The sequence below is a fragment of the Pseudothioglobus sp. nBUS_23 genome, from assembly GCF_051201565.1.
GTDB lineage: Bacteria > Pseudomonadota > Gammaproteobacteria > PS1 > Pseudothioglobaceae > Pseudothioglobus.
In genome coordinates, this window is sequence record NZ_CP179200.1 from 1,729,054 (window position 1) to 1,749,893 (window position 20,840).

25 protein-coding genes are annotated in these 20,840 nt (G+C 38.0%); 10 read left to right on the forward strand and 15 right to left on the reverse strand.

Going from position 1 to position 20,840, the window contains the following annotated elements; translation table 11 throughout:
- Nucleotides 1-23 precede the first annotated feature (23 nt).
- From trpB to ACMAZA_RS08820, 4 genes are all read right to left on the reverse strand, one after another.
- On the reverse strand, nt 24-1,226 hold the full coding sequence (gene trpB, locus ACMAZA_RS08805) for a tryptophan synthase subunit beta (RefSeq protein WP_435188808.1): 1,203 nt from the start codon (nt 1,224-1,226) through the stop codon (nt 24-26).
- Nucleotides 1,223-1,834 carry a phosphoribosylanthranilate isomerase gene (locus tag ACMAZA_RS08810; protein WP_435188810.1) on the reverse strand — a complete coding sequence of 204 codons (612 nt, stop codon included), beginning with the start codon at nt 1,832-1,834 and terminating at the stop codon, nt 1,223-1,225. Before ACMAZA_RS08810 ends, trpB begins: the two co-directional genes overlap by 4 nt.
- An 88-nt stretch (nt 1,835-1,922) precedes the next feature.
- Nucleotides 1,923-4,265 (reverse strand): type I DNA topoisomerase, encoded by a 2,343-nt coding sequence (gene topA / locus ACMAZA_RS08815; RefSeq protein ID WP_435188811.1) that lies wholly within the window; start codon nt 4,263-4,265, stop codon nt 1,923-1,925.
- Between the two features lie 8 nt (nt 4,266-4,273).
- The gene (locus ACMAZA_RS08820) at nt 4,274-4,762 is read right to left on the reverse strand and encodes a DUF494 family protein (RefSeq protein ID WP_435188813.1); all 489 of its coding nucleotides are present in this window, start codon (nt 4,760-4,762) and stop codon (nt 4,274-4,276) included.
- A gap of 304 nt (nt 4,763-5,066) precedes the next feature.
- Between ACMAZA_RS08820 and rpmH the strand changes: the two genes are divergently transcribed.
- Genes rpmH through ACMAZA_RS08850 form a run of 6 tightly spaced genes read left to right on the forward strand, consistent with a single transcriptional unit; the run spans nt 5,067 to nt 8,276 of the window.
- On the forward strand, nt 5,067-5,201 hold the full coding sequence (gene rpmH / locus ACMAZA_RS08825) for a 50S ribosomal protein L34 (protein WP_082344989.1): 135 nt from the start codon (nt 5,067-5,069) through the stop codon (nt 5,199-5,201).
- 4 nt (nt 5,202-5,205) lie between these two features.
- Nucleotides 5,206-5,556: a ribonuclease P protein component gene (rnpA, locus tag ACMAZA_RS08830; protein WP_435188815.1), complete on the forward strand. Its 351-nt coding sequence runs from the start codon at nt 5,206-5,208 to the stop codon at nt 5,554-5,556.
- Nucleotides 5,556-5,783, forward strand: a complete 228-nt coding sequence (gene yidD / locus ACMAZA_RS08835) for a membrane protein insertion efficiency factor YidD (RefSeq protein WP_435188817.1) — start codon at nt 5,556-5,558, stop codon at nt 5,781-5,783. Before rnpA ends, yidD begins: the two co-directional genes overlap by 1 nt.
- A 6-nt stretch (nt 5,784-5,789) precedes the next feature.
- Nucleotides 5,790-7,433 carry a membrane protein insertase YidC gene (gene yidC, locus ACMAZA_RS08840; RefSeq protein ID WP_435188819.1) on the forward strand — a complete coding sequence of 548 codons (1,644 nt, stop codon included), beginning with the start codon at nt 5,790-5,792 and terminating at the stop codon, nt 7,431-7,433.
- A gap of 10 nt (nt 7,434-7,443) precedes the next feature.
- Nucleotides 7,444-7,977: a KdsC family phosphatase gene (locus ACMAZA_RS08845; protein WP_435188821.1), complete on the forward strand. Its 534-nt coding sequence runs from the start codon at nt 7,444-7,446 to the stop codon at nt 7,975-7,977.
- On the forward strand, nt 7,974-8,276 hold the full coding sequence (locus ACMAZA_RS08850; protein ID WP_435188823.1) for an MGMT family protein: 303 nt from the start codon (nt 7,974-7,976) through the stop codon (nt 8,274-8,276). The genes ACMAZA_RS08845 and ACMAZA_RS08850 overlap by 4 nt, the downstream gene beginning before the upstream one ends.
- Here the strand turns inward: ACMAZA_RS08850 and ACMAZA_RS08855 are convergent, their stop codons facing one another.
- The 11 genes from ACMAZA_RS08855 to ACMAZA_RS08905 form a co-directional block, all read right to left on the reverse strand.
- Complete coding sequence (locus tag ACMAZA_RS08855; protein WP_435188825.1) at nt 8,277-8,693, reverse strand: F0F1 ATP synthase subunit epsilon; 417 nt, start codon at nt 8,691-8,693, stop codon at nt 8,277-8,279. It lies immediately after the preceding gene.
- On the reverse strand, nt 8,694-10,073 hold the full coding sequence (gene atpD, locus ACMAZA_RS08860) for a F0F1 ATP synthase subunit beta (protein WP_435188826.1): 1,380 nt from the start codon (nt 10,071-10,073) through the stop codon (nt 8,694-8,696).
- Nucleotides 10,074-10,096: 23 nt separating this feature from the next.
- Nucleotides 10,097-10,960 (reverse strand): F0F1 ATP synthase subunit gamma, encoded by an 864-nt coding sequence (atpG, locus tag ACMAZA_RS08865; RefSeq protein ID WP_435188827.1) that lies wholly within the window; start codon nt 10,958-10,960, stop codon nt 10,097-10,099.
- A 6-nt stretch (nt 10,961-10,966) separates the two neighbouring features.
- Nucleotides 10,967-12,508 carry a F0F1 ATP synthase subunit alpha gene (gene atpA, locus ACMAZA_RS08870; protein ID WP_435188829.1) on the reverse strand — a complete coding sequence of 514 codons (1,542 nt, stop codon included), beginning with the start codon at nt 12,506-12,508 and terminating at the stop codon, nt 10,967-10,969.
- Nucleotides 12,509-12,529: 21 nt separating this feature from the next.
- Complete coding sequence (locus ACMAZA_RS08875; RefSeq protein WP_435188830.1) at nt 12,530-13,078, reverse strand: F0F1 ATP synthase subunit delta; 549 nt, start codon at nt 13,076-13,078, stop codon at nt 12,530-12,532.
- A 9-nt stretch (nt 13,079-13,087) separates the two neighbouring features.
- The gene (locus ACMAZA_RS08880) at nt 13,088-13,558 is read right to left on the reverse strand and encodes a F0F1 ATP synthase subunit B (RefSeq protein WP_435188831.1); all 471 of its coding nucleotides are present in this window, start codon (nt 13,556-13,558) and stop codon (nt 13,088-13,090) included.
- A 35-nt stretch (nt 13,559-13,593) separates the two neighbouring features.
- Nucleotides 13,594-13,827, reverse strand: coding sequence for a F0F1 ATP synthase subunit C (gene atpE / locus ACMAZA_RS08885; protein WP_020023684.1), 234 nt, complete (start codon nt 13,825-13,827; stop codon nt 13,594-13,596).
- Nucleotides 13,828-13,863: 36 nt separating this feature from the next.
- Nucleotides 13,864-14,688, reverse strand: a complete 825-nt coding sequence (gene atpB, locus ACMAZA_RS08890; protein WP_435188833.1) for a F0F1 ATP synthase subunit A — start codon at nt 14,686-14,688, stop codon at nt 13,864-13,866.
- On the reverse strand, nt 14,688-15,029 hold the full coding sequence (locus ACMAZA_RS08895) for an ATP synthase subunit I (protein ID WP_435188835.1): 342 nt from the start codon (nt 15,027-15,029) through the stop codon (nt 14,688-14,690). Before ACMAZA_RS08895 ends, atpB begins: the two co-directional genes overlap by 1 nt.
- A 151-nt stretch (nt 15,030-15,180) precedes the next feature.
- On the reverse strand, nt 15,181-16,842 hold the full coding sequence (gene recN / locus ACMAZA_RS08900; protein WP_435188837.1) for a DNA repair protein RecN: 1,662 nt from the start codon (nt 16,840-16,842) through the stop codon (nt 15,181-15,183).
- Nucleotides 16,843-16,853: 11 nt separating this feature from the next.
- Nucleotides 16,854-17,672 carry an NAD(+)/NADH kinase gene (locus ACMAZA_RS08905; RefSeq protein ID WP_435188839.1) on the reverse strand — a complete coding sequence of 273 codons (819 nt, stop codon included), beginning with the start codon at nt 17,670-17,672 and terminating at the stop codon, nt 16,854-16,856.
- Between the two features lie 65 nt (nt 17,673-17,737).
- On the opposite strand from ACMAZA_RS08905, the gene grpE reads away from it, so the two are divergent.
- The 4 genes from grpE to ACMAZA_RS08925 all read left to right on the forward strand — a co-directional run bounded on the left by grpE (nt 17,738) and on the right by ACMAZA_RS08925 (nt 20,839).
- Entirely contained in the window at nt 17,738-18,280 is a 543-nt protein-coding gene (gene grpE / locus ACMAZA_RS08910; RefSeq protein ID WP_435188840.1) for a nucleotide exchange factor GrpE, read from the forward strand.
- Nucleotides 18,281-18,293: 13 nt separating this feature from the next.
- Nucleotides 18,294-18,707 (forward strand): plastocyanin/azurin family copper-binding protein, encoded by a 414-nt coding sequence (locus ACMAZA_RS08915; RefSeq protein WP_435188842.1) that lies wholly within the window; start codon nt 18,294-18,296, stop codon nt 18,705-18,707.
- A 373-nt stretch (nt 18,708-19,080) separates the two neighbouring features.
- On the forward strand, nt 19,081-19,911 hold the full coding sequence (locus tag ACMAZA_RS08920) for an alpha/beta fold hydrolase (RefSeq protein ID WP_435188844.1): 831 nt from the start codon (nt 19,081-19,083) through the stop codon (nt 19,909-19,911).
- On the forward strand, nt 19,904-20,839 hold the full coding sequence (locus tag ACMAZA_RS08925; protein WP_435188846.1) for a flavin reductase family protein: 936 nt from the start codon (nt 19,904-19,906) through the stop codon (nt 20,837-20,839). The genes ACMAZA_RS08920 and ACMAZA_RS08925 overlap by 8 nt, the downstream gene beginning before the upstream one ends.
- The last annotated feature ends 1 nt before the right edge of the window (nt 20,840 follow it).

Sequence of the window (20,840 nt, forward strand, 5' to 3'; positions counted from 1 at the left end):
GTCAGGTATAAAAATAAAGTTGGCTAAAATTCAATCCCTTCAACCTCAGCAATCGTTTGCATATCCTTGTCGCCTCTGCCAGAGAGATTAATGATAATTGATTTATCACTAGACCATTCTTTTGCTAATTTCACTGCATAAGCAATAGCATGCGATGGCTCTAGTGCTGGAATAATTCCCTCTACCTCAGTTAAAAGATGAAATGCCTCAAGAGCCTCCTTATCAGTAATAGCAACATACTCCGCTCTGCCAATATCTTTTAGATAAGCATGCTCAGGTCCAACTCCAGGGTAGTCAAGACCTGCTGAAATAGAATGGCCCTCAATTATTTGGCCACTTTCATTTTCCATGAGGTAAGTTCTATTTCCATGCAGAACACCAACACTTCCAGCTGTTAGCGGCGCAGCATGTGCATCAGGCCCGAGATCGATACCTCGTCCTCCAGCTTCAACACCAATAATTCTGACCGAAGTATCCTCAATGAAAGGGTGGAAAAGCCCAATTGCATTTGAGCCTCCTCCAACACAAGCAATTATGGCATCAGGAAGACCTCCGACTTGTTTATCAAATTGCTCTTTGGCCTCTTTACCGATGACGCTTTGGAAGTCCCTTACGAGCATTGGATAGGGATGAGGGCCTGCTACAGTGCCAATAATATAATAGGTGTCATCGATGTTAGTCACCCAGTCTCGCATTGCCTCATTTAAAGCATCTTTAAGTGTTTTTGAGCCAGATGATACTGGGACTACAGTTGCGCCGAGAAGCTTCATTCGATAAACATTCTGTACCTGTCTGACTACGTCAACCTCTCCCATATAGACCACGCACTCAAGCCCTAATCTGGCAGCAATAGTGGCCGACGCAACACCATGTTGGCCAGCGCCTGTTTCTGCGATGATACGAGTTTTACCCATTCTCTTAGCGAGCAAAGCTTGGCCAATTGTGTTATTGACTTTGTGCGCGCCAGTATGATTCAGGTCTTCACGTTTTAAATATATTTTTGCTCCACCAATCTTCTTTGTTAGGTTTTCAGCATAGTAAAGTGGCGTCTCTCTGCCTACATAATGCTTAAGATCATACTCAAACTCCTTTAGAAAATCTGGATCATCTTTGTATTTTTCATAGGCTTCATTTAACTCAGTTACTGCCGACATAAGAGTTTCTGCAACAAAAATGCCACCATATTGATCAAAATGACCGTGCTCATCTGGAAGGTTATAACTCATGAATTAGTATTTCTGATAAAAGATACTATTTTATCAATATCCTTAACACCTGGAGCACTTTCAACACCACTGGAAGCATCTACAGCATATGGACTAACTTGACTAATTGCAGATGACACATTGTCTTGATTTAACCCTCCCGCAAGTATGATGGGTAGAGATATATCAACGCAAGCTAATGACCAATCAAACGCCTCACCCGTCCCACCATAAACAGAAGGGTTGTATGAATCAAGAAGAATTGCACTTGCGCTTGAAAAGTGTTCAGCAACTTGGTTAACATCAGTCTCAGGTTTCACTCGCAATGATTTAATAAATGGCATTTGATACTGAGAGCAGTCAAGAAGACTTTCATCGCCATGGAATTGGAGCGTGTCTAGGGGTACTTCGCAAAGAACCTCATCAACAAAGCTAGGATTTGCATTCACAAATAATCCAACCCTATTCACAAAGGGTGGCAAAGCATCAATGATCGCTTTTGCTCTATTAACATCAACATTTCTTGGTGACTTGTCATAGAACACAAGGCCAATTGCATCTACGCCAGCAATTGAAGCCTCTCTCGCATTGACAGGGTCAGTAAATCCACAAATCTTAACTTTTGTCATTATTGTTTATTTTTTTTGATATTAAGATTTTCTCATAGGCATCCATTGTATTGGATGAAATAAATAAACATCTTCTAATCAAGCTTATTTATTTTTTCTTTTGAGTAGGCTTCTTTTTTCTTTTTTTTGGCTTAGCTTTTGCTTTGATTTTACCTTCTATAGCCTTTTTACATTCCTCTAAGGTTAAATCAGCAGGCTCTTTGTCTCCAAAAACTTTTGTCACGGTGACATTTTTCTGGCCTTTTCCCCTCTTTTTTCCATTCCAAATATAGGGCCCAAAACGGCCGTTTAATACTTGAATATCTGAATCATCAAAAACCTTTATGATTCTCTCTGCATCAAATTTTTCTTTTGCAGCGATTAACTCCAATGCAGTTTCTAAAGTCACTTCCTCTGGTGTTTCTTCCTTAAGAGAAACATATTTTTTCCCGTATTGAATATACGGTCCAAATCTTCCATAGTTAGCTTTTATAGTTTCACCCGATTCAGTCTCACCAATAGTCCTTGGCATTTTGAAAAGTTCTAAAGCCTCTAAAAGAGTAATATTTTCGATATCCTGTCCTGTTCTTAAAGACGCAAAAGTTGGTTTTTCCTCATCATCTTGTCTTCCGATTTGAGCAAATGCACCATAACGGCCAAAACGCACGCTCACTGGCTTACCAGAAACAGGATCTTCGCCTAGCTCTCTTTTGCCATGCGTCTCATCTCTTGAAATATCTTTGGCTAATTCAATTTGTTCATGAAAAGGCTCATAGAAATTACGAACAACTCCAGTCCATGATTTAGATTCTTCAGCAATAAGATCAAAATCACTTTCTAGATTAGCTGTAAACTCATAACCAATAATATTTCTAAAGTTTTTAAGTAAAAAATCTACCAATAGGTAGGCAACATTAGTTGGAAAAAGCTTATTCTTTTCAGCACCAGTTGTTTCAGTTTGAGTTAACTCTGAGATATTACCATTTGAAATCTCAATGCATTGATACTCGCGCTGAACTCCCTCTCTAGTATCTTTCACAACATAATTTCTGTCTTGAACTGTTGTGATCATTGTTGCAAAAGTTGAAGGTCTTCCAATTCCCATTTGCTCAATCTCTTTGACTAGAGATGCCTCTGTATATCTTGGCTTTGCCCTTGAAAAAGACTCTCTTGAACTCATATCAACCAATGTCAATATATCACTCTTACTTATTTCTGGCAATAGCTTGTCATCAGAAGACATATAGTCATATACCTCTAGAAATCCGGCAAAAGAGAGTACCTCACCATCCGCGATAAAGTGTTCGTCTCGTCCAGATATACTAATAGTGACTTTTGTTTTTTGTAACTGTGCATCACTCATCTGTGAGGCCAGCGTTCTTTTATAGATTAAAGAATAAAGCTTTGAAGATTGTTCATCTAGACCAAGAATGGTTGGCTTAGTCAAATCGGTTGGCCTGATAGCCTCATGTGCTTCTTGAGCACCACTTGAGCTTGTTTTATATCTTCTGGCTTGATGAAATTCCTTTCCATATTTTGAAATAATTTCTTCTTGAGCTGCAGAAATTGCTACTTCAGATAAGTTTAATGAGTCAGTTCTCATATACGTAATTGCTCCCTCACGATATAAGTTCTGAGCAATTGACATAGTTTGTTTAACTGAAAAACCAAGCTTTTGTGAAGCCTCTTGCTGCAAAGTAGAGGTGATAAATGGCGCCTTTGGTGATCTTTTAGATGGCTTTGTCTCAACTAGATCAACTATTAATTTTGCTTCTAGCAAAGCCTTAGCAAAAAAGAGAGCGTCTTCTTTAGAGCTAAACTCTTTACTGAGTTTTACCTCAAGATTTTGATTGTTCTTGTTAGTTAGGTTTGCCTTAACCTTAAATGTACTTATTGGGTTATGAGCTGAAATTTCCCGCTCTCTTTCAACCACCAGTCGTACAACTGGAGATTGCACTCTACCTGCTGAACGCGCTCCAGAAATTTTTCTCCATAGAACTGGTGAAATCTCAAAACCAACCAACCTATCAATGATTCTTCGAGCTTGTTGCGCATCTACAAGATCAGTATTTATTGTTCTTGGATTCTTTATTGCCTCTGTTATCGCCCCCTTTGTAATCTCATGAAATACAATCCTAGGAGTATTTGAATCTAAAGATAGCGCCTGCTGAAGATGCCATGCAATCGCCTCTCCTTCACGGTCCTCATCAGTAGCTAAAAAGATTTTCTCAGCAGATTTGGCGGATTTTTTTAAGTCGGCAACAACTTTTTTCTTGTCCGAGCTTATTGCATAAGTGGGTAGAAAGTCATTCTCAATATTGACACCCATATCTTTCTTAGGCATATCCCTGATATGGCCAATGCTAGACTTAACAACGTAGTCTGGCCCCAAAAACTTTTCAATGGTTTTTGCTTTCGCCGGCGATTCGACAATAACAAGATTTTTTGACATAAAAAGTCCTACTGAAGAGTAGGGTTATCGTCGTGAAACACAATAGACTCAATCCATTGCGATGGAACAGCCGATTCAGCACTATTTCCAATAACCATCATTACAACCCATTTCAAATCATCAATGCTGAGCTTTGAATCCTCTAGAGACATTACTTGATCAATAACTATCTCTCTTTGACTCGGGTTTAGTTGGCCCATATTTTCCATAAACATTATGAAGCCTCTTGCTCTAGAATCTAACTTAGTTTTTTCAAGTTCGCTATAAATTCGCATGGAATTATGAACTGTATTAAAACTTGCAATTTTTCCATCTTGAAGTGCTGCAATATTCTCAAGCCAAATCAAAGCTTTTTCAATTCTCTCTGAATCAAATCCAGCCTCAGATAGATGAGTCTTAAGCAAATCATCGTCCAACTCTTGGGTAGAATCCTGCTCAGCAGATTCAAAAAGAAAGTCAAACATAAAGGTGAGTACATCAAGAATGTTGTTAGTCATAGAGCCTCTTAAAAATTAACCTATATTACTAATTTATAAATAACTAGACTCTTAGAATGAATTAAAAAGAGCCTATTTGTTTGCTTTTATTTGTGGGCAACAATCACTTTTTCAACCTCCACTTAAGTTATAAAGTGATTTCTATATTAAAGCAACTCATTATTTGTTACCTTCATTATCCACATCTTTATCTAAATTGGGCTCTAATAAAGCCTTAATAGCTTAGAATCTCTTGTTTATCAGGCATACCGATTCAATCCAAGTATGGTAAAATTGCAAAATTTTTTGTTGGCATATACAGATTATGAAAAGAACTTTCCAACCAAGCGTACTAAAACGTAAGCGCAACCACGGCTTTAGAGCTAGAATGAAAACTCGTTCTGGACGTGCTATTCTAAGTGCACGTAGAAAAAAAGGGCGTAAGCGCTTAGCAGCCTAATACAATGGCTAGCTCGCTTGCTCGAAGTGTGCGTATCACCAATGCCAAAGAATTCGCACATGTTTTCAAAAAGGGGCGCCATTCTCAAAGTAAATTTTGGAAAATAGTAGCCAGTAATTCTGACTACTCATTCTCAAGACTTGGGCTTGCGATATCCAAAAAAGAATACAAAAAGGCTGTCAATAGAAACCATTTAAAAAGACTAGTTCGTGAGACTTTCAGAATAAATCAAGATTACTTAGGGAAATTAGACTATGTTGTCATGGCCAAAAAGACCCAGAGCATAAACAATACTGAAATGAAAAATGATCTGCTTGTACTTATGACAAAAGCAACAAATAGGGCGGCCTCCTGATGAAATTTTTGCTTCTACCTTTCATCAAATTTTACCAATGGGTCATTAGCCCTGTTTTAGGTAGTAATTGTCGTCATATTCCTACTTGCTCTGAATATACATACGATGCAATTAAATATCATGGCGCCATTAAAGGGGCTGCTCTTGGCGTAAAAAGAATAAGCAAATGTCATCCTTGGTCAGAAGCAAGCTATGACCCTGTCCCAAAAAAAATTAAAACAATTTAAAAACTTATGAATACTCAAAAACTCTTTCTTTTTATTGCAATTTTTTTAACTGTTTTTCTTCTTTGGGATAAATGGGAGCTTACTCAGTCTGTAGATGAAAATGGAAATGTTATAACCCAAACACAACTAGTAAGTAATGACTCTTCAACAGAAACAAATGACGTTCCTCTTCCAAGTGATGTTCCATCAGCAGAATTGCAAGTCTCAGAAGATTCAACCCCATCAATAAATGAGCCAATTAATTCTGGTGGATACACTACAGTTGTTACAGATCTTCTAACACTTCAAATTTCACATAAGGGTGGAACAATAATCAGTGCTTTACTCAACAAATACCCTGAAACTTTGAACTCTGAAGAAAGATTTGAGCTGTTAAGCAACTCACCAGATAGAATTTTCCATGCACAAAGTGGATTAATTCCTGCAGACCAAATGCCAACCCATCAAGATCAATACACTTCAGAAAGAGAAGAATATTTCTTAGGAGGGGAGAGTGAATTGACTGTTCCATTGAAATGGACTGATAATAATGGCGTCACTGTAACTAAAAACTTTCATTTTAAGCCCGATAGTTACGTTATCGATGTGGACTATCAAATTGACAATAACAGTTCCTCTGACCGCGTTGTTAGTAGTTACACACAGCTTGCTCATGGCGCCTCTCAAAAATCTGGCGGCTTTATGATGGGAATGCAAAACTTTAATGGAGGCGCTATCTACAACGATGAGGAAATCTTTGAGAAGATTGATTTTGAAGACTTTGACTCTAGCCCAAAAACAACATCAATTGGTGGATGGGCAGCAATGATTCAACATTATTTCTTTTCAGCATGGATTCCAAATGAAAAAGATAAACATACATACTCAACCAAATCTAGTAGGGACAATTTCCTTTTAACCACGGTGAATCCTAGCTCAAGAATTACTGCGGGCTCCTCTGTGAATATTGAAAAAAATCAGCTCTTCATTGGACCAAAAGAACATGTTCGCCTCGAAAATTTAGCACCTGGACTGGATAAAACAGTTGACTATGGTTTCCTGTTTATTGTAGCCAAGCCTTTATCTGTATTCCTTCACTGGATTTATAGTTTTGTTCAGAACTGGGCTATATCAATTATCTTGGTAACTTTAGCAATAAAGCTTGCCTTTTATAAACTCTCTGAAAAATCCTTTCGCTCAATGGCTGGGATGAAAAAATTAGCGCCAAGACTTCAAAAGATTAAAGAAACTTATGAGGGCGACAAACAGAAAATTGGTAAAAAAACTATGGAGCTCTATAGAACTGAAAAAATCAATCCTGCCGCTGGTTGTCTGCCGATTCTAGTTCAAATTCCTGTGTTTATTTCAATTTACTGGGTTCTTATAGAGATGGTAGAATTGCGCCAAACTCCTTTCTTATATCTGCCAGATTTGGCTGCAAAAGATCCTTATTTCATCCTGCCCCTAATAATGGGTGCGTCGATGTGGTTTCAGCAAAGACTTAATCCGCCGCCTGCAGATCCAATCCAAGCAAGGATTATGCAAATGCTTCCAATTGTATTTACAGTATTCTTCCTTTGGTTCCCATCAGGACTTGTATTATATTGGGTTACTAATAATATTCTTTCAATTGCCCAACAAATGTACATCAATAAAAAAATTAATGGATAACTAGTTTATTATGGGTAATAGCTCTAAAGCGGAATCAATAGCAAAAGATATCAAACTTCTAATCTTGGATGTGGATGGAGTTCTAACAGATGGTGGTATTTATTTTGACGATAACGGCACAGAGCATAAAAAATTTGATTCCCAGGATGGTTGTGGGATTAAATTACTAGAATTATCGGGTGTTGAAGTTGCAATCATTACTGCAAGAAGCACTCGCTCAGTTGCCCATAGGCTTGAAACACTCAGTATCAAAAATTACTACCATGGGATAAAGGACAAAGGTGTTGCACTCAAAGAGCTCTCTGAAAAACTTTCTATCGATTTAAGTGAATCAGCTTTTGTAGGTGATGACGTCATTGATCTCCCTGCTATGTCAAAAGTTGCACTACCAATAGCTGTAGCGAATGCGCATTCATTTGTAAAAGAAAATGCTCTGATGGTTACAAATAATGCTGGCGGCTCTGGTGCAGTTCGAGAAGTTTGTGACTTTTTATTAAAATCTCAAGACAAGTATGATGACCTAATGCAGTCATTTTTAAAATGACTAAATTCCAATCTGAGTGCTATGAGGCTCTCAAAAAAGTTCCCAAAGGAAAAGTTATTACCTATGCTGGCCTAGCTAGAATGGTAGGAAGGCCCAAAGCTCACAGGGCAGTTGGAAGTGCAATGAACAAAAACCCTTATGCACCTCAAGTTCCGTGTCATCGAGTAGTAAAATCTAATGGTGACTTAGGAGGCTTTGCAACAGATATAAAGGTCAAAATAAAACGCCTTCAAAAAGAAGGCGTAGTGGTATCAGATAATAAGATAGTCGATTTTCAATCGACTCTTTTTGAAGCCTAACTAACGCTTTTTGCCCCTCATCTTTGTAATCATTTGTAGCTGTGCTAATGACTCAGCTAATGCAGCCTGAGTAGTTGAAAGGTCTTGATCTCCTTGAGCATTTGACATTGCCTCTTCAGCTCTTTGTTTAGCTTCTAGAGCCTTTGACTCATCAAGATCATTGGCTCGAATTGCAGTATCAGAGAAAATTGTCACAACATCAGGTTGCACCTCAATAATACCGCCAGATACAAAAATTGACTCCATTCCACTGTCAGTTTCAACTCTAACCTCACCTGGTTTAAGCGTGCTAATCAAAGGAACATGCATTGGATAAACACCAATCTCACCCATAGTAGCGGGTGCAAAAACACATTTTGCCTCTCCTGAGTATATTTCCTCAGTTGCACTAACTACATCAACGTGGATTACTGACATTTATGCGTTCTCCGATGCCTTTTCTTTAACTTCATCAATTGATCCAGTCATATAGAAGGCTTGCTCTGGGATTGCATCATGCTCACCATCCAAAATAGCTTTAAATCCAGAGATAGTCTCTTTCAATGAAACATACTTTCCTGGAGATCCTGTGAAAACTTCTGCCACAAAGAAAGGCTGTGATAAGAATTTTTGAATTTTACGAGCTCGCGATACCGTCTGTTTATCTTCTTCAGACAATTCGTCCATACCAAGAATCGCAATAATATCTTTCAGCTCTTTATAGCGCTGAAGAACACCCTGTACTCCGCGGGCTACATCATAGTGCTCTTGTCCGACAATTAATGGATCAAGTTGTCTAGATGTTGAGTCTAGTGGATCAACCGCAGGATAAATTCCAAGCTCTGCAACCTGTCGTGAAAGCACAACTGTTGCATCCAAGTGAGCAAAAGTTGTTGCTGGTGATGGGTCTGTTAAGTCATCAGCAGGAACATATACAGCTTGAATTGATGTAATAGAACCTGTCTTAGTAGAGGTGATTCTCTCCTGAAGAGCTCCCATCTCTGAAGCAAGGGTTGGCTGATATCCAACCGCAGAAGGCATACGACCTAAGAGCGCAGAAACCTCTGTACCAGCAAGTGTATATCTATAGATATTATCAATAAATAAAAGTACATCTCTTCCTTCATCACGGAAGTATTCAGCCATTGTAAGACCAGTTAATGCTACACGAAGCCTATTTCCTGGAGGCTCATTCATCTGTCCATAAACCAATGACACCTTATCCAGTACATTAGACTCCTTCATTTCATGATAGAAATCATTTCCTTCACGTGTTCTCTCACCCACTCCAGCAAATACCGAGTAACCTGAGTGCTCGATCGCGATGTTTCGAATAAGCTCCATCATGTTGACTGTCTTTCCAACACCAGCTCCTCCAAATAAACCAACTTTTCCACCTTTAGCAAATGGGCAAACTAAATCAATCACCTTAATGCCAGTTTCTAGTAATTCAGCAGCTGGTGCCAGCTCATCATAAGATGGTGCAGCTCTGTGGATTTCCCAATCTGCCTCTTGACCAATTTCGCCAGCATTATCGATTGGCTCTCCAAGAACATTCATGATTCTTCCAAGAGTTTTGGTTCCAACTGGAACAACAATTGCCTTACCCGTATCTGTCACCTCAAGTCCTCGTTGAAGGCCTTCAGATCCCCCCATAGCGATGGCTCTAACAACATTGTCTCCAAGCTGCTGCTGAACCTCTAGTGTAAGGTTTGTTTTAGTAACATTTAGAGCGTTATAAACTTTTGGTATTGCGTCTGATGGAAATTCGACATCGATTACCGCGCCAATAATTTGTGTAATTTTACCTGTACTCATTTGCTTTTCCTATTTTGTAAACTTTAAACAGCTGCAGCACCAGCAACTATCTCAGATATTTCCTGAGTAATTGCGGCCTGTCTAGCCTTGTTATAAATCAATCCTAACTCTTTAATCATGTCTCCAGCATTATCTGTCGCACTATGCATTGCAATCATTCTTGAAGATTGCTCGCATGCGTTATTTTCAACTATGCCTTGATAAACTAACGCCTCAATATATCTAACCAATAATGCCCCAAGTGCCTTTTCAGCATCTGGCTCATAAATATAGTCCCAATGATGATCCATGCTCTCTTCTTCAGTAAGCTCCATTGGAACAATTTGTTTTACTGTTGGCACTTGAGTCATTGTATTTGCAAAACGATTGTAGGCAATCATAATCTGATCAATCTCACCCGAATCATATTTATCTAACATGACTTTAATTGTGCCCAACAACTCATCAAAATTAGGATTATCGCCAAGGTCAGTTAAAACTGAATTAATTTGAAGGCCTGTATTTTTGAAAAAGGATGTTGCCTTTTTCCCGATTGTGCAAAGCTCAACATCTACCTTATCAGATTGCCAATTTGCAATATCTTTCAACAAACTTCTAAATAAATTAGTGTTTAAACCTCCACAAAGGCCTCTGTCACTAGAAATGATGATAATGCCTACTTTTTTAACGTCCTTTGAAGCAGTCATGTAAGGGTGCTTAAACTCAGAGTTAGCATGCGTAAGGTGACCAATCACATTAAGAATCTTTTCTGAATATGGTCGAGATGCCTGCATTCTATCTTGTGCTTTTTTCATTTTAGAAGCTGCCACCATTTCCATGGCCGAAGTAATCTTCTGAGTATTTTGAATACTCGCAATCTGTGTTCTAATTTCCTTACCAACTGCCATAATTATTTACCAAGTATTATTAGCTTTAAAGTCATCAATTGCAGCCTGAAGCTTGGCAGCTATATCATCGTTATAGTCACCAGACTCGTTAATTTCATCCATCAAAGCTGTTTGGCTTGTATTCATATACGCCAAAAGTGCTGCCTCAAATGCAACTACTTTATTTGCTTCGATGTCATCTAGAGCACCACTATTTGCAGCAAACAATGAAGTAGCAGTTTCAGCCACGTTTAATGGTGAATATTGTCCTTGTTTCATAAGCTCCGTTACACGCTGACCTCTGTCAATCTGTGCTTTTGTTTCAGCATCAAGATCAGAAGCAAACTGAGCGAACGCTGCAAGCTCACGATATTGTGCTAAGTCGAGACGAATACCTCCACCAAGTTTTTTAATAACCTTAGTTTGTGCGGCACCTCCAACTCGAGATACAGACAAACCGGCATTAATCGCAGGTCTGATTCCTGAATTAAATAGATCTGTCTCAAGGAAGATTTGACCATCAGTAATGGAGATTACGTTTGTTGGAACAAAAGCCGATACATCTCCAGCTTGAGTTTCAATAATTGGTAATGCTGTTAGTGACCCAGTCTTGCCCTTCACCTCTCCATTAGTAACCTGCTCGACGTATTCAGCGTTTACCCTAGAGGCTCTCTCCAAAAGACGAGAGTGAAGGTAGAAAACGTCACCTGGATAAGCCTCACGTCCTGGCGGTCGCTTTAAAAGAAGCGAAACTTGACGGTAAGCCCAAGCCTGCTTGGTGAGGTCATCATAAACAATAAGTGCATCTTCACCCCTCTCCATAAAGTACTCGCCCATAGCGCAGCCAGCATATGGTGCAATATATTGAAGCGCTGCAGAATCAGAAGCAGATGCAGAGACAATGATTGTATGCGCCAAAGCACCATGCTCTTCTAATTTGCGAACTACAGCAGCAATAGATGAAGCTTTTTGTCCAATAGCAACATAAATACATTTAACTCCTGTATCTTTTTGATTAATAATTGCATCAATAGCAACAGCAGTTTTTCCAGTTTGACGGTCACCAATAATAAGCTCACGCTGGCCTCGGCCAATTGGCACCATTGAATCAATCGCCTTAATTCCAGTTTGAATTGGCTGGTCAACAGATTGTCTCTCAATTACGCCTGGTGCAACAACTTCAATTGGTCTTGATGCTGAAGCTTTAATATCGCCTTTACCCTCTAGGTCTTCTCCTAATGGATTGACAACCCTACCAAGCAACTCATTTCCTACTGGCACTTCCATGATTCGGTTTGTACACTTTACTGTGTCGCCTTCTGAAATATGAAGATAGTCTCCCAAAACAACCGCACCCACCGAGTCTTGCTCTAAGTTAAGCGCTAGGCCAAATGTATTTCCAGGAAACTCTAGCATTTCACCAAATTGAGCATCTGCTAGACCGTGAATACGAACAATGCCATCACTCACACTTATAACTGTGCCTTCAGTTCGAGCTTCTGCAGAAAAGTCAAAGCCCTCTATTTCTTTCTTAATTAAATCACTGATTTCAGAAGCGTTTAATTGCATAACAAACCTCTCTATATATAATTAATTTACAGACAATGAGACGCTCAAAGCGTCAACTTTTGCCTTAATTGATGTATCAATAACCTTGTCACCCTCTTTTATGATGATGCCGCCCTTGAGAGCCTCATCAACTTCAGTTTCTACTGATACTGTTGTTTTATGTTTACTTGTTAAATCATCAATAATTGCTTTTTTCTCACTTTCACTCAATTCAAAAGCACTTATAACTTTAAAGTTCTTACTTTGATTAGAATCAGAAACTGCCATTTCAAATGAACTTACAATACTCTCAATCGCAGAAGAACGATCGTTCTTTAAAATAAGCCCAATAAATGCTGATTCCTGCTTGCTTAGCTCCTTTGATGAGGCTTTTGCAATTAACGCAGAAATCAAATCATATTTTTGATTTTTACTTTTACCTGGAGAGGCAATAAAAGCTTTAGTGCTTTCATCACTCAATACAGCGCTTGCTGTTGAAAGAAAAGAGCTCCATGCCGATATAGAATTGCTTTGCTCTGCAACTTCAAAAATCGCTTGAGCGTAAGGCTTTGCAATTGATGATAATTCCATTTTATCGCCCTATAGTGACTGTGAAAGCTTAGAAAGCATATCTTTATGAGTTTTAGAATCAACTTCTTTATCCAATACAGAATTTACTCCCTGCATAACCAAAGTGGAAACCTGATCTCTAAGCTCATTACGCGCTTTAACAACTTCTTGATCAAGCTCAGATTTTGCTTGAGCTTTAATTTTATCTGCTTCTTCAGATGCAGCACCCTTGGCGTTGTCTATCATTACGCTTGCCTGTTTATCAGCATTTGCAATAATTTCAGCCGCCTGAGTTTTTGAAGATTCAATTAAATCTTCTGCATTTTTTTGGGCTAACGCATGCTCTTCTTTTCCAAGCTCTGCAGCCTTTAGTCCGTCTTCAATAGCTTTTTTACGAGCCGCCATCGCCTCAACTAGGGGAGGCCAGACAAACTTCATGCAAAACCAGACAAACATGGCAAACATAATTGTTTGTCCAATTAGCGTAAGGTTAATGTTCATAACTAATACCCTTGTTTATTGAAAAAGATTACGATTTACCCTGCAACCGCAAACAAGATATACATTGAGATACCAACTGCAATCATAGGTACCGCATCAACTAGTCCCATAACGATAAACATTTGTGTTCTTAGCATTGGAATTAGTTCCGGCTGACGAGCGGCACCTTCGATAAATCTAGCACCAAGAATACCAATACCAACAGCGGCGCCAAGTGCACCAAGACCCATTAAAATAGATCCTGCTAAAAATAATATACTTTGTTCCATTTTTTGCTCCTACTTATTAAAACTATTTAAAAAAAATTAATGCTCTTTTTGGTGTGCCATATCCATATATACAATTACTAGGGTCATAAAGATAAACGCCTGAAGCAATACGATTAAGATATGAAAAATAGCCCACGGCAAAGACAGGCTCCACTGAATCCAGAATGGCAACAGTGCAATTAGAATAAAGATCATTTCGCCTGCATACATGTTTCCAAATAAACGCAGTGCTAGCGAAACTGGCTTAGCCAGCAAGTTCACCCCTTCTAAAAATAAGTTAGCAGGCAACATCCACTTCCCAAAAGGATGTAGTGTTAATTCACCTGCAAATCCACCTAACCCCTTTTCTTTGATACTGTAATAAAGGATTAAAATAAATATACCAATTGACATTCCAAATGTTGCATTTGGATCTGTTGTTGGAACCACTTTCAAATATTCAACACCCATTGCTGCAAAAAGAGTTGGGAGCCAATCTACTGGAACAAGGTCCATAGTATTCATTAACACAATCCAAATAAATGTGGTAAGTGCTAGAGGAGCAACAAGGGGGTTTTTACCATTAAACGAACCCCGGACATTTTCATCAATAAAATCAACGATACTTTCAACAAAATTTTGGAATCCACTCGGCGCTTCTATTGAGGCTTTCTTTGCCGCCCTAGCAAAGAAAAATAAAAATAAAGCTCCCAATACAAAGGAAAAACCAAGAGTATCGACGTGCACAGCCATAAAGCCCATGTCAGCAGCCTCTTGAGAAGTATGTGCAAAACCCCAATGACCATCAGGAAACTTCCCAAACGTTAAATTTTGTAGATGGTGCTTAATATAAGCACTAGATGTTAGTTCACCACTTGCCATTATTTTTGCCTTAACCTATCTAATATAAAACCTACTTGACCAACTACCAAACTCAAACACAGAGCTGCAGGATCAAGCTCTAACAAACCAAGCCCAATTAAAGCTAAAAGGATAAGAGAAAATGTTCTAGTAACACTACTATTTATCGCCATCCTAAAGCTTTTCTGCGCATCAATATCAACTAATGTTTTTTGCCTATTTGTATACCAATTAAAAATCAAGGTATTGCTCAGACTAACTAAGGCCCCGTATAACGCGGCAAGAACAAAACCATTAGTGGCATAGTAAATAACAATTAAAGCAAGGAAGAAGTATTGAATAAGTGAGCCAACTGATTTCACTTGCTACTTAACCACCCTGATTGTGCACAAACGCAACATTATACAATTTAATGTTTAATAGTCAAGCGTTGAAAGCTGAATATATATTGTCTAAAGTTAAAAAAAATTCAACTAATGAAGGAGTTTAATTCAATGGCAATTTGTCTAGGCACTAGGAGCCAGAACTAATCATTTCTTCTGCAGCAATTCGGGTCTTTTCACTAATCTTGATTCCACCGAGTATCCTTGCAATCTCATCTGCCCTCTGCTCCCTATTCAATGAGACTACTTCAGTGAATGTCATATCATTTTTTTGTATTTTCTCAACTTTTAGGTGATGATTGCCTTGAGCCGCAACTTGAGCCAGATGGGTTACACAAATAACTTGATAATGTTTTGCCAGCTGTTTAAGCATTTGACCAACAATTTCTGCAACTGAGCCGCTGATTCCAACATCAACTTCATCAAAAACTACGGAAGGTGTGAGCTCAGTATTGCTTCCTGAAACTGAAAGTGCCAGAGAAACCCTTGAAAGCTCCCCACCAGAAGCAATTTTATTCAGTGGTTTAAAGTCTTGTCCAGCATTTGTTTTAACATGGATGTTGATATCTTCAGCGCCATTTAATCTAACCTCTTTATCCAAATCGACCATCCTAAATATAATTTCACTACCGGGCATTCCAAGCTTTTGCATAAGGCTTGTAACTTCTTCTGAGAGAGCATTGCTGGCTTTCTTTCTCTTAGCAGATAGCTCAGTAGATTGAATATAGTATTCAGTTTCTAATTGATTTAGCTCTTCATTTAATTTATCTAGTGTTTCATTCGAACTATCTAGTTCCCTCAGGCTCTTCTCTAAAGATTGTTGTATGTTGATGAGCTCTTTAATCTGACAATTATGCTTTCTACCTAAATCATGAAGGAATGTAATTCTTTGCTCTAGCTGCATAGAATTATCTTCCTGACTGCTTATTTTAGTAAGGTAGTCGGTAAGATCATATATGCCCTCTTGAACCTGTAACTGAGCTCCAGCAATCAAAGCTCTAATGGAATCTAATCGTGAATCAATCTCTTTTGACTGCTCAAGAACAGTCTCTCCATCAATAAGAATATTGTTTACTCCATGATCATCATTCAATGCGCTTAATATCTTTGATATTTTCTCAGTTAGCTGGCTAGAATTTTTCGAGGCTTTATAATCGTCTTCAATGCTGCTCAGCTCATCTACGGATAGTTCAGCCTCATGAAGTTCATTCAACTGGTGTATTACCAAATCTTTTTGAGCAGAAAGAAGTGAGTTGTTGTTTCGCAAGTGATCAATCTTGCCTTTGATTTTTTGATAACTATTAACAATATCATTAACTTCATTGCACAGTTTTTGAGACCCAGCATAGTCATCCAAAAGAATTCTATGGTGGCTAGGTCTTAATAAGAGCTGATGTTCATTTTGTCCATGCATGTCAATCAAAAAACCTCCGACTTCACTCAGGACTGATAGTGGAACTTTGCTACCATTTATATATGAGTGAGACTTTCCATCCGAAAGAATTACTCTTCTTATAATACACTCGAAGTCATTTTCTAAATCTTGGCCTTCAAGGTAAGCAAGTACACTTGGATTTGATTCGATACTGAAGGAGGCGGTAATTTCTGCTTTCTGAGCCCCTTTTCTAACAAGCGAGGCATCTGAACGTCTACCAGCAATCATCGCCAACGCCTGAACAATAATTGATTTTCCTGCCCCAGTTTCACCCGTAATAACTGTCATCCCTAACTTAAAGTCAATATCTAGATCCTCAACAACAACTAGATTTTTAATATTCAGGCTATCGAGCATACTATAACCCTTTAAACCTTTTGTCCCCAGTGAAGTTTTGACCTAATAATTTCAAAATAGTCATAACCTTTTGGATGGATTAGGTGAACAAAATTATCATGTTTTTTGACTCTGAGCGAAACGCCCTCAGATGCGGAAACTGAGGATTGAGCATCAAAACTTATAGTAGCTCTTTCATCACAATCTAAAAGAGAAATAAACACTTCACTTTCGCCATGAAGGATAAATGGCCTATGGCTCATTGTATGAGGGCTAATTGAGACCAGGCAAATTGCATTCGTGCTTGGATGCATTATTGGTCCACCACTAGACAACGCATAAGCGGTCGATCCTGTTGGCGTTGTAACAATAATTCCATCAGCCCTTTGATTATTAACAAAGTCATCATCGACATGAAGTTCAAACTCTATCATTCTGGGAGTTTCATTTCGATGAATCACTACTTCATTAAAAGCCAAGTGTTCAGAGACTACTTTACCATTTTTCTCGATTTGACAATTTAACAAGGATCTCTGTTCTTTAATAAACTCGCCATCAAGAATCTCAGTTACCGCGGAAGCCATTGAATCAACTGAAACATCGGCCAAAAAACCAAGCCTGCCAAGGTTAATTCCTAAAATGGGAATATTAGAATCAACATAAGTTCTGGCAGTATTGAGAATGGTTCCATCACCTCCAACAACAATTATGAGGTCTGCTTCTTGATTTATTTCTTTAGCACCCTCAAGAACGCCAACACCAAGATCCTTGAGAAGCACACCAAGCTCCAAAGCAGTTTTTTGACTGGTAAAATCATCTGGTTTACAGATAATGCCAACTGAATTAAACATAGGCCTTGAAATATACTAAAGAGTAACTAAATATCACATTAAATATACATTAGTTTGGTAACACAATGACAAAAAAGAAGGAACAAAAAACTCAAAAAAGCGCCTCCAATAAAGCTAAAGAAGAGTTAGAAGATAACTCAAAAATTGAAGATTTAGAATCTCAACTTCAAGAGGCACAACAATCTGCCAAGGACAATTGGGATAAATTATTGCGCTCGCAAGCCGAAATGGAGAATTTAAAAAGAAGGACGACAAAAGATTTAGAAAATGCGCACAAGTTCGCACTCGACGGCTTTGTAAAAGCGCTTCTTGAGGTTAGTGACTCTCTAACAATGGGTATTAAATCTGCTAAAGATGAAAAGGCTACAATAGAAACCACAACAGAGGGCCTAGAGCTTACTATGAAGGTTTTCAATAGCACTTTAGAAAAATTTGGTGTTGAGTCCATTAACCCAATTGATGAGAAATTTGATCCTGAGCTTCATGAGGCTGTCACTATGGTGCCAATGCCCGATAAAAAATCAAATACTGTACTAGAGGTTATTCAGACTGGCTTTACTCTGAATGGAAGGCTTGTAAGGCCAGCGCTAGTAATCGTTGTTCAGTAAAAACAATAAATTAATGAGGCTATATATTTTATTGGCTTTGCTAATAATTTCAAAAGGCACTCTAGCTAAAACCGTCCAAATCGAGTTTACCGAAAATGACTCTTATAGTATCGAAGTAGCTTACATTGATGTTGGTGACACTATTGAGTGGCTCCCAAAAAACAAAGGGCATAATGTAGAGTTTCTAGCGGGTCCTGATATGGATTCTCTTCCAAATAATTCTAAGATAAACGAATTTCACTCAATTCTTTTTAATACTCCAGGGGTTTATTTGTATGGTTGCTCGCCTCATTTATATATGGGCATGTTGGGTTTAATTGTCGTTGACAATGATTTTCACAACTTAGAAGATGTAAATAAAGTTGAATTATCTTACGTTGCCAATTCAGTTGTTGATCGTTTGATAAAAATTGCAAAGCCGAACTAGTAATACAAGTTATAGAATTTGCTGATAGTGGTCAGTTTCTAGATTAATTGTTGTTGTTTTTGACATAAAAGAATGCTTTTTATATTAATATTCTATAAAAAGAAGCTTTTTTTCAAAAAATATAGTTATTTCTGGTATTTTCATCGAATTAATTGAATAAAAATGTTTAATTTAATCAAAAAACCATACTTTTAACGAATAAATATTGAAATTTACACTTTTTTCTAGTTTTTAGCAGTAAATTAGTTATTTGCCTTGCTTGACAGCATAGAATTAATACTCTATATTCCACATTGCTCAAGTCGGCAGGCAGTGAGAAAAAAAGGTGTGTGCCAATTAGGTTAATCTACTAACATTAATACTTGGCTATCCTATGAGCGACTTGAGAATCAATAATTCAAATCAATCACCCGGTCTTTCTTTTACTAAGAAAAATACTCATTATTCTATTTCAGGATCGGAAGGTCCTTGCCTTATTTTTATTCATGGCGTTGGTTTGTGTAGAGAAATATGGGAGCCTCAAGTTGAATACTTTTCTAAGAGTTATGTAGTTGTCACATACGACTTTCTGGGTCATGGATTAACTCCAATTGCTAGCAAAAGCCCAACAATAGAGGACTATGTTGAGCAGCTAAATGAATTAGTAATTTCGCTAGGTATTTCATCCTTCTCTCTGATTGGGCACTCTATGGGGGCAATTATTAGTGTCGCTTATAGTCTTAAGTATGGAGATAAAATTAACTCCTTAATTCCTCTAAATATTGTCTATAAAAGGTCGAATGGTGCCAGAAATCAGGTCTTAGATCGTGCTAACAAAATTATACAGACAGGAGAAATAGGCAGTATCGAACAAACGATGAGTAGGTGGTTTGAAAACAAAAAGAATCCTGATCAAATCGTGAAAATAAATAAGGTTCGTCAACTTTTACTAAACGCCTCTCCCAAGGGCTATGGTCATGCTTATAAACTGTTTGCAATATCAGACTCTATCTTTGAAAATTTGCTTGGTAATTTAAGCGTGCCTGTACTATACTTGACGGGAGGTGACGACCCAAACTCTAATTCCAGAATGTCTCATGAAATGGCGAGTGAATCTCCTAAAGGCCTTTCGAAAATTATAGATAACGAAGCGCACATGATGGCATACATTGCACCTACAAAGGTAAACACAATAATTAAGGACTTTTTACAAGATAATGAATAAAGATAGAACAAGGAATTTAAGGCAGGCTCTAGGCTCTTTTCCAACTGGAGTTACAGTAGTTTCTTGTCTTGATAAAAACAAAAACCCCCTAGGCTTCACAGCAAATTCATTTACATCTGTTTCGCTAGACCCAAAGCTCGTTTCAATTTGTATTGACAAAGAGTCTTTTAATATTGATTCTTTCTCAATCACTAAGCATTTTGCTATAAGTGTTCTCTCAGAAAATCAGCAATCGATTTCAACCATTTTTGCAACCCCTAACGAGGATCGTTTCAAAAATATAGATTGGAGTACTGAGGAAACTGGCAGCCCAATTATTGCCAATGCAGTTGCATGGTTTGACTGCAATACTCAAAAAGTAGTTGATGCAGGGGATCACCTTATTCTTATAGGTAATATTATTGCCTTCGATAGTACTCCAAAAACCCCTCTGATGTACCTCAGGGGAAACTATGTCAATCTTGGGCTAGAGCAAAAAATGCTGCTTGCAATGGAAAATGAAAACACTGAAATAATAGTTGGAGCAATAATAGAATCGAACAAAAAAATTCTATTACTGGAAGATAAACAAAATGGCTTTCTTTACTTTCCTTCAGCGTCAAGGCTTGGAAACACTAATGATGATGAGAGCCTTCTGGGCCTTCTAAACAATCTTAATATATCTATTAATGAACATTATCTTTTTTCAGTGTTTGAGAAAGCAGAGGATAAAACTAGTCTGATTTACTACCGAGCTCAGGTCAAAGCAGGTGCAGACACCTTGGGTGATTCTTTTTATCCATTTGATGCCATTCCATTTGATAAACTTAGTGATGAAGCGAGTAGAATAATGCTTAAAAGGTACATTAAAGAAAGAGAGTTGAATGCATTTGGAATTTTTGTTGGTAAAGAAAGCGAAGGTAAAGTAGAGGCTATAAGCAAAAAATAAT

Coding starts and splice junctions, on each gene's coding strand:
- grpE (WP_435188840.1), top strand. CDS start 17,738: ATGACAAAAAAGAAGGAACAAAAAACTCAAAAAAGCGCCTCCAATAAA.
- ACMAZA_RS08905 (WP_435188839.1), bottom strand. CDS start 17,672: ATGTTTAATTCAGTTGGCATTATCTGTAAACCAGATGATTTTACCAGT.
- trpB (WP_435188808.1), bottom strand. CDS start 1,226: ATGAGTTATAACCTTCCAGATGAGCACGGTCATTTTGATCAATATGGT.
- ACMAZA_RS08925 (WP_435188846.1), top strand. CDS start 19,904: ATGAATAAAGATAGAACAAGGAATTTAAGGCAGGCTCTAGGCTCTTTT.
- atpB (WP_435188833.1), bottom strand. CDS start 14,688: ATGGCAAGTGGTGAACTAACATCTAGTGCTTATATTAAGCACCATCTA.
- ACMAZA_RS08920 (WP_435188844.1), top strand. CDS start 19,081: ATGAGCGACTTGAGAATCAATAATTCAAATCAATCACCCGGTCTTTCT.
- yidC (WP_435188819.1), top strand. CDS start 5,790: ATGAATACTCAAAAACTCTTTCTTTTTATTGCAATTTTTTTAACTGTT.
- rpmH (WP_082344989.1), top strand. CDS start 5,067: ATGAAAAGAACTTTCCAACCAAGCGTACTAAAACGTAAGCGCAACCAC.
- ACMAZA_RS08810 (WP_435188810.1), bottom strand. CDS start 1,834: ATGACAAAAGTTAAGATTTGTGGATTTACTGACCCTGTCAATGCGAGA.
- ACMAZA_RS08875 (WP_435188830.1), bottom strand. CDS start 13,078: ATGGAATTATCATCAATTGCAAAGCCTTACGCTCAAGCGATTTTTGAA.
- atpG (WP_435188827.1), bottom strand. CDS start 10,960: ATGGCAGTTGGTAAGGAAATTAGAACACAGATTGCGAGTATTCAAAAT.
- atpA (WP_435188829.1), bottom strand. CDS start 12,508: ATGCAATTAAACGCTTCTGAAATCAGTGATTTAATTAAGAAAGAAATA.
- yidD (WP_435188817.1), top strand. CDS start 5,556: ATGAAATTTTTGCTTCTACCTTTCATCAAATTTTACCAATGGGTCATT.
- ACMAZA_RS08850 (WP_435188823.1), top strand. CDS start 7,974: ATGACTAAATTCCAATCTGAGTGCTATGAGGCTCTCAAAAAAGTTCCC.
- recN (WP_435188837.1), bottom strand. CDS start 16,842: ATGCTCGATAGCCTGAATATTAAAAATCTAGTTGTTGTTGAGGATCTA.
- ACMAZA_RS08880 (WP_435188831.1), bottom strand. CDS start 13,558: ATGAACATTAACCTTACGCTAATTGGACAAACAATTATGTTTGCCATG.
- ACMAZA_RS08915 (WP_435188842.1), top strand. CDS start 18,294: ATGAGGCTATATATTTTATTGGCTTTGCTAATAATTTCAAAAGGCACT.
- topA (WP_435188811.1), bottom strand. CDS start 4,265: ATGTCAAAAAATCTTGTTATTGTCGAATCGCCGGCGAAAGCAAAAACC.
- ACMAZA_RS08820 (WP_435188813.1), bottom strand. CDS start 4,762: ATGACTAACAACATTCTTGATGTACTCACCTTTATGTTTGACTTTCTT.
- ACMAZA_RS08855 (WP_435188825.1), bottom strand. CDS start 8,693: ATGTCAGTAATCCACGTTGATGTAGTTAGTGCAACTGAGGAAATATAC.
- atpD (WP_435188826.1), bottom strand. CDS start 10,073: ATGAGTACAGGTAAAATTACACAAATTATTGGCGCGGTAATCGATGTC.
- rnpA (WP_435188815.1), top strand. CDS start 5,206: ATGGCTAGCTCGCTTGCTCGAAGTGTGCGTATCACCAATGCCAAAGAA.
- atpE (WP_020023684.1), bottom strand. CDS start 13,827: ATGGAACAAAGTATATTATTTTTAGCAGGATCTATTTTAATGGGTCTT.
- ACMAZA_RS08845 (WP_435188821.1), top strand. CDS start 7,444: ATGGGTAATAGCTCTAAAGCGGAATCAATAGCAAAAGATATCAAACTT.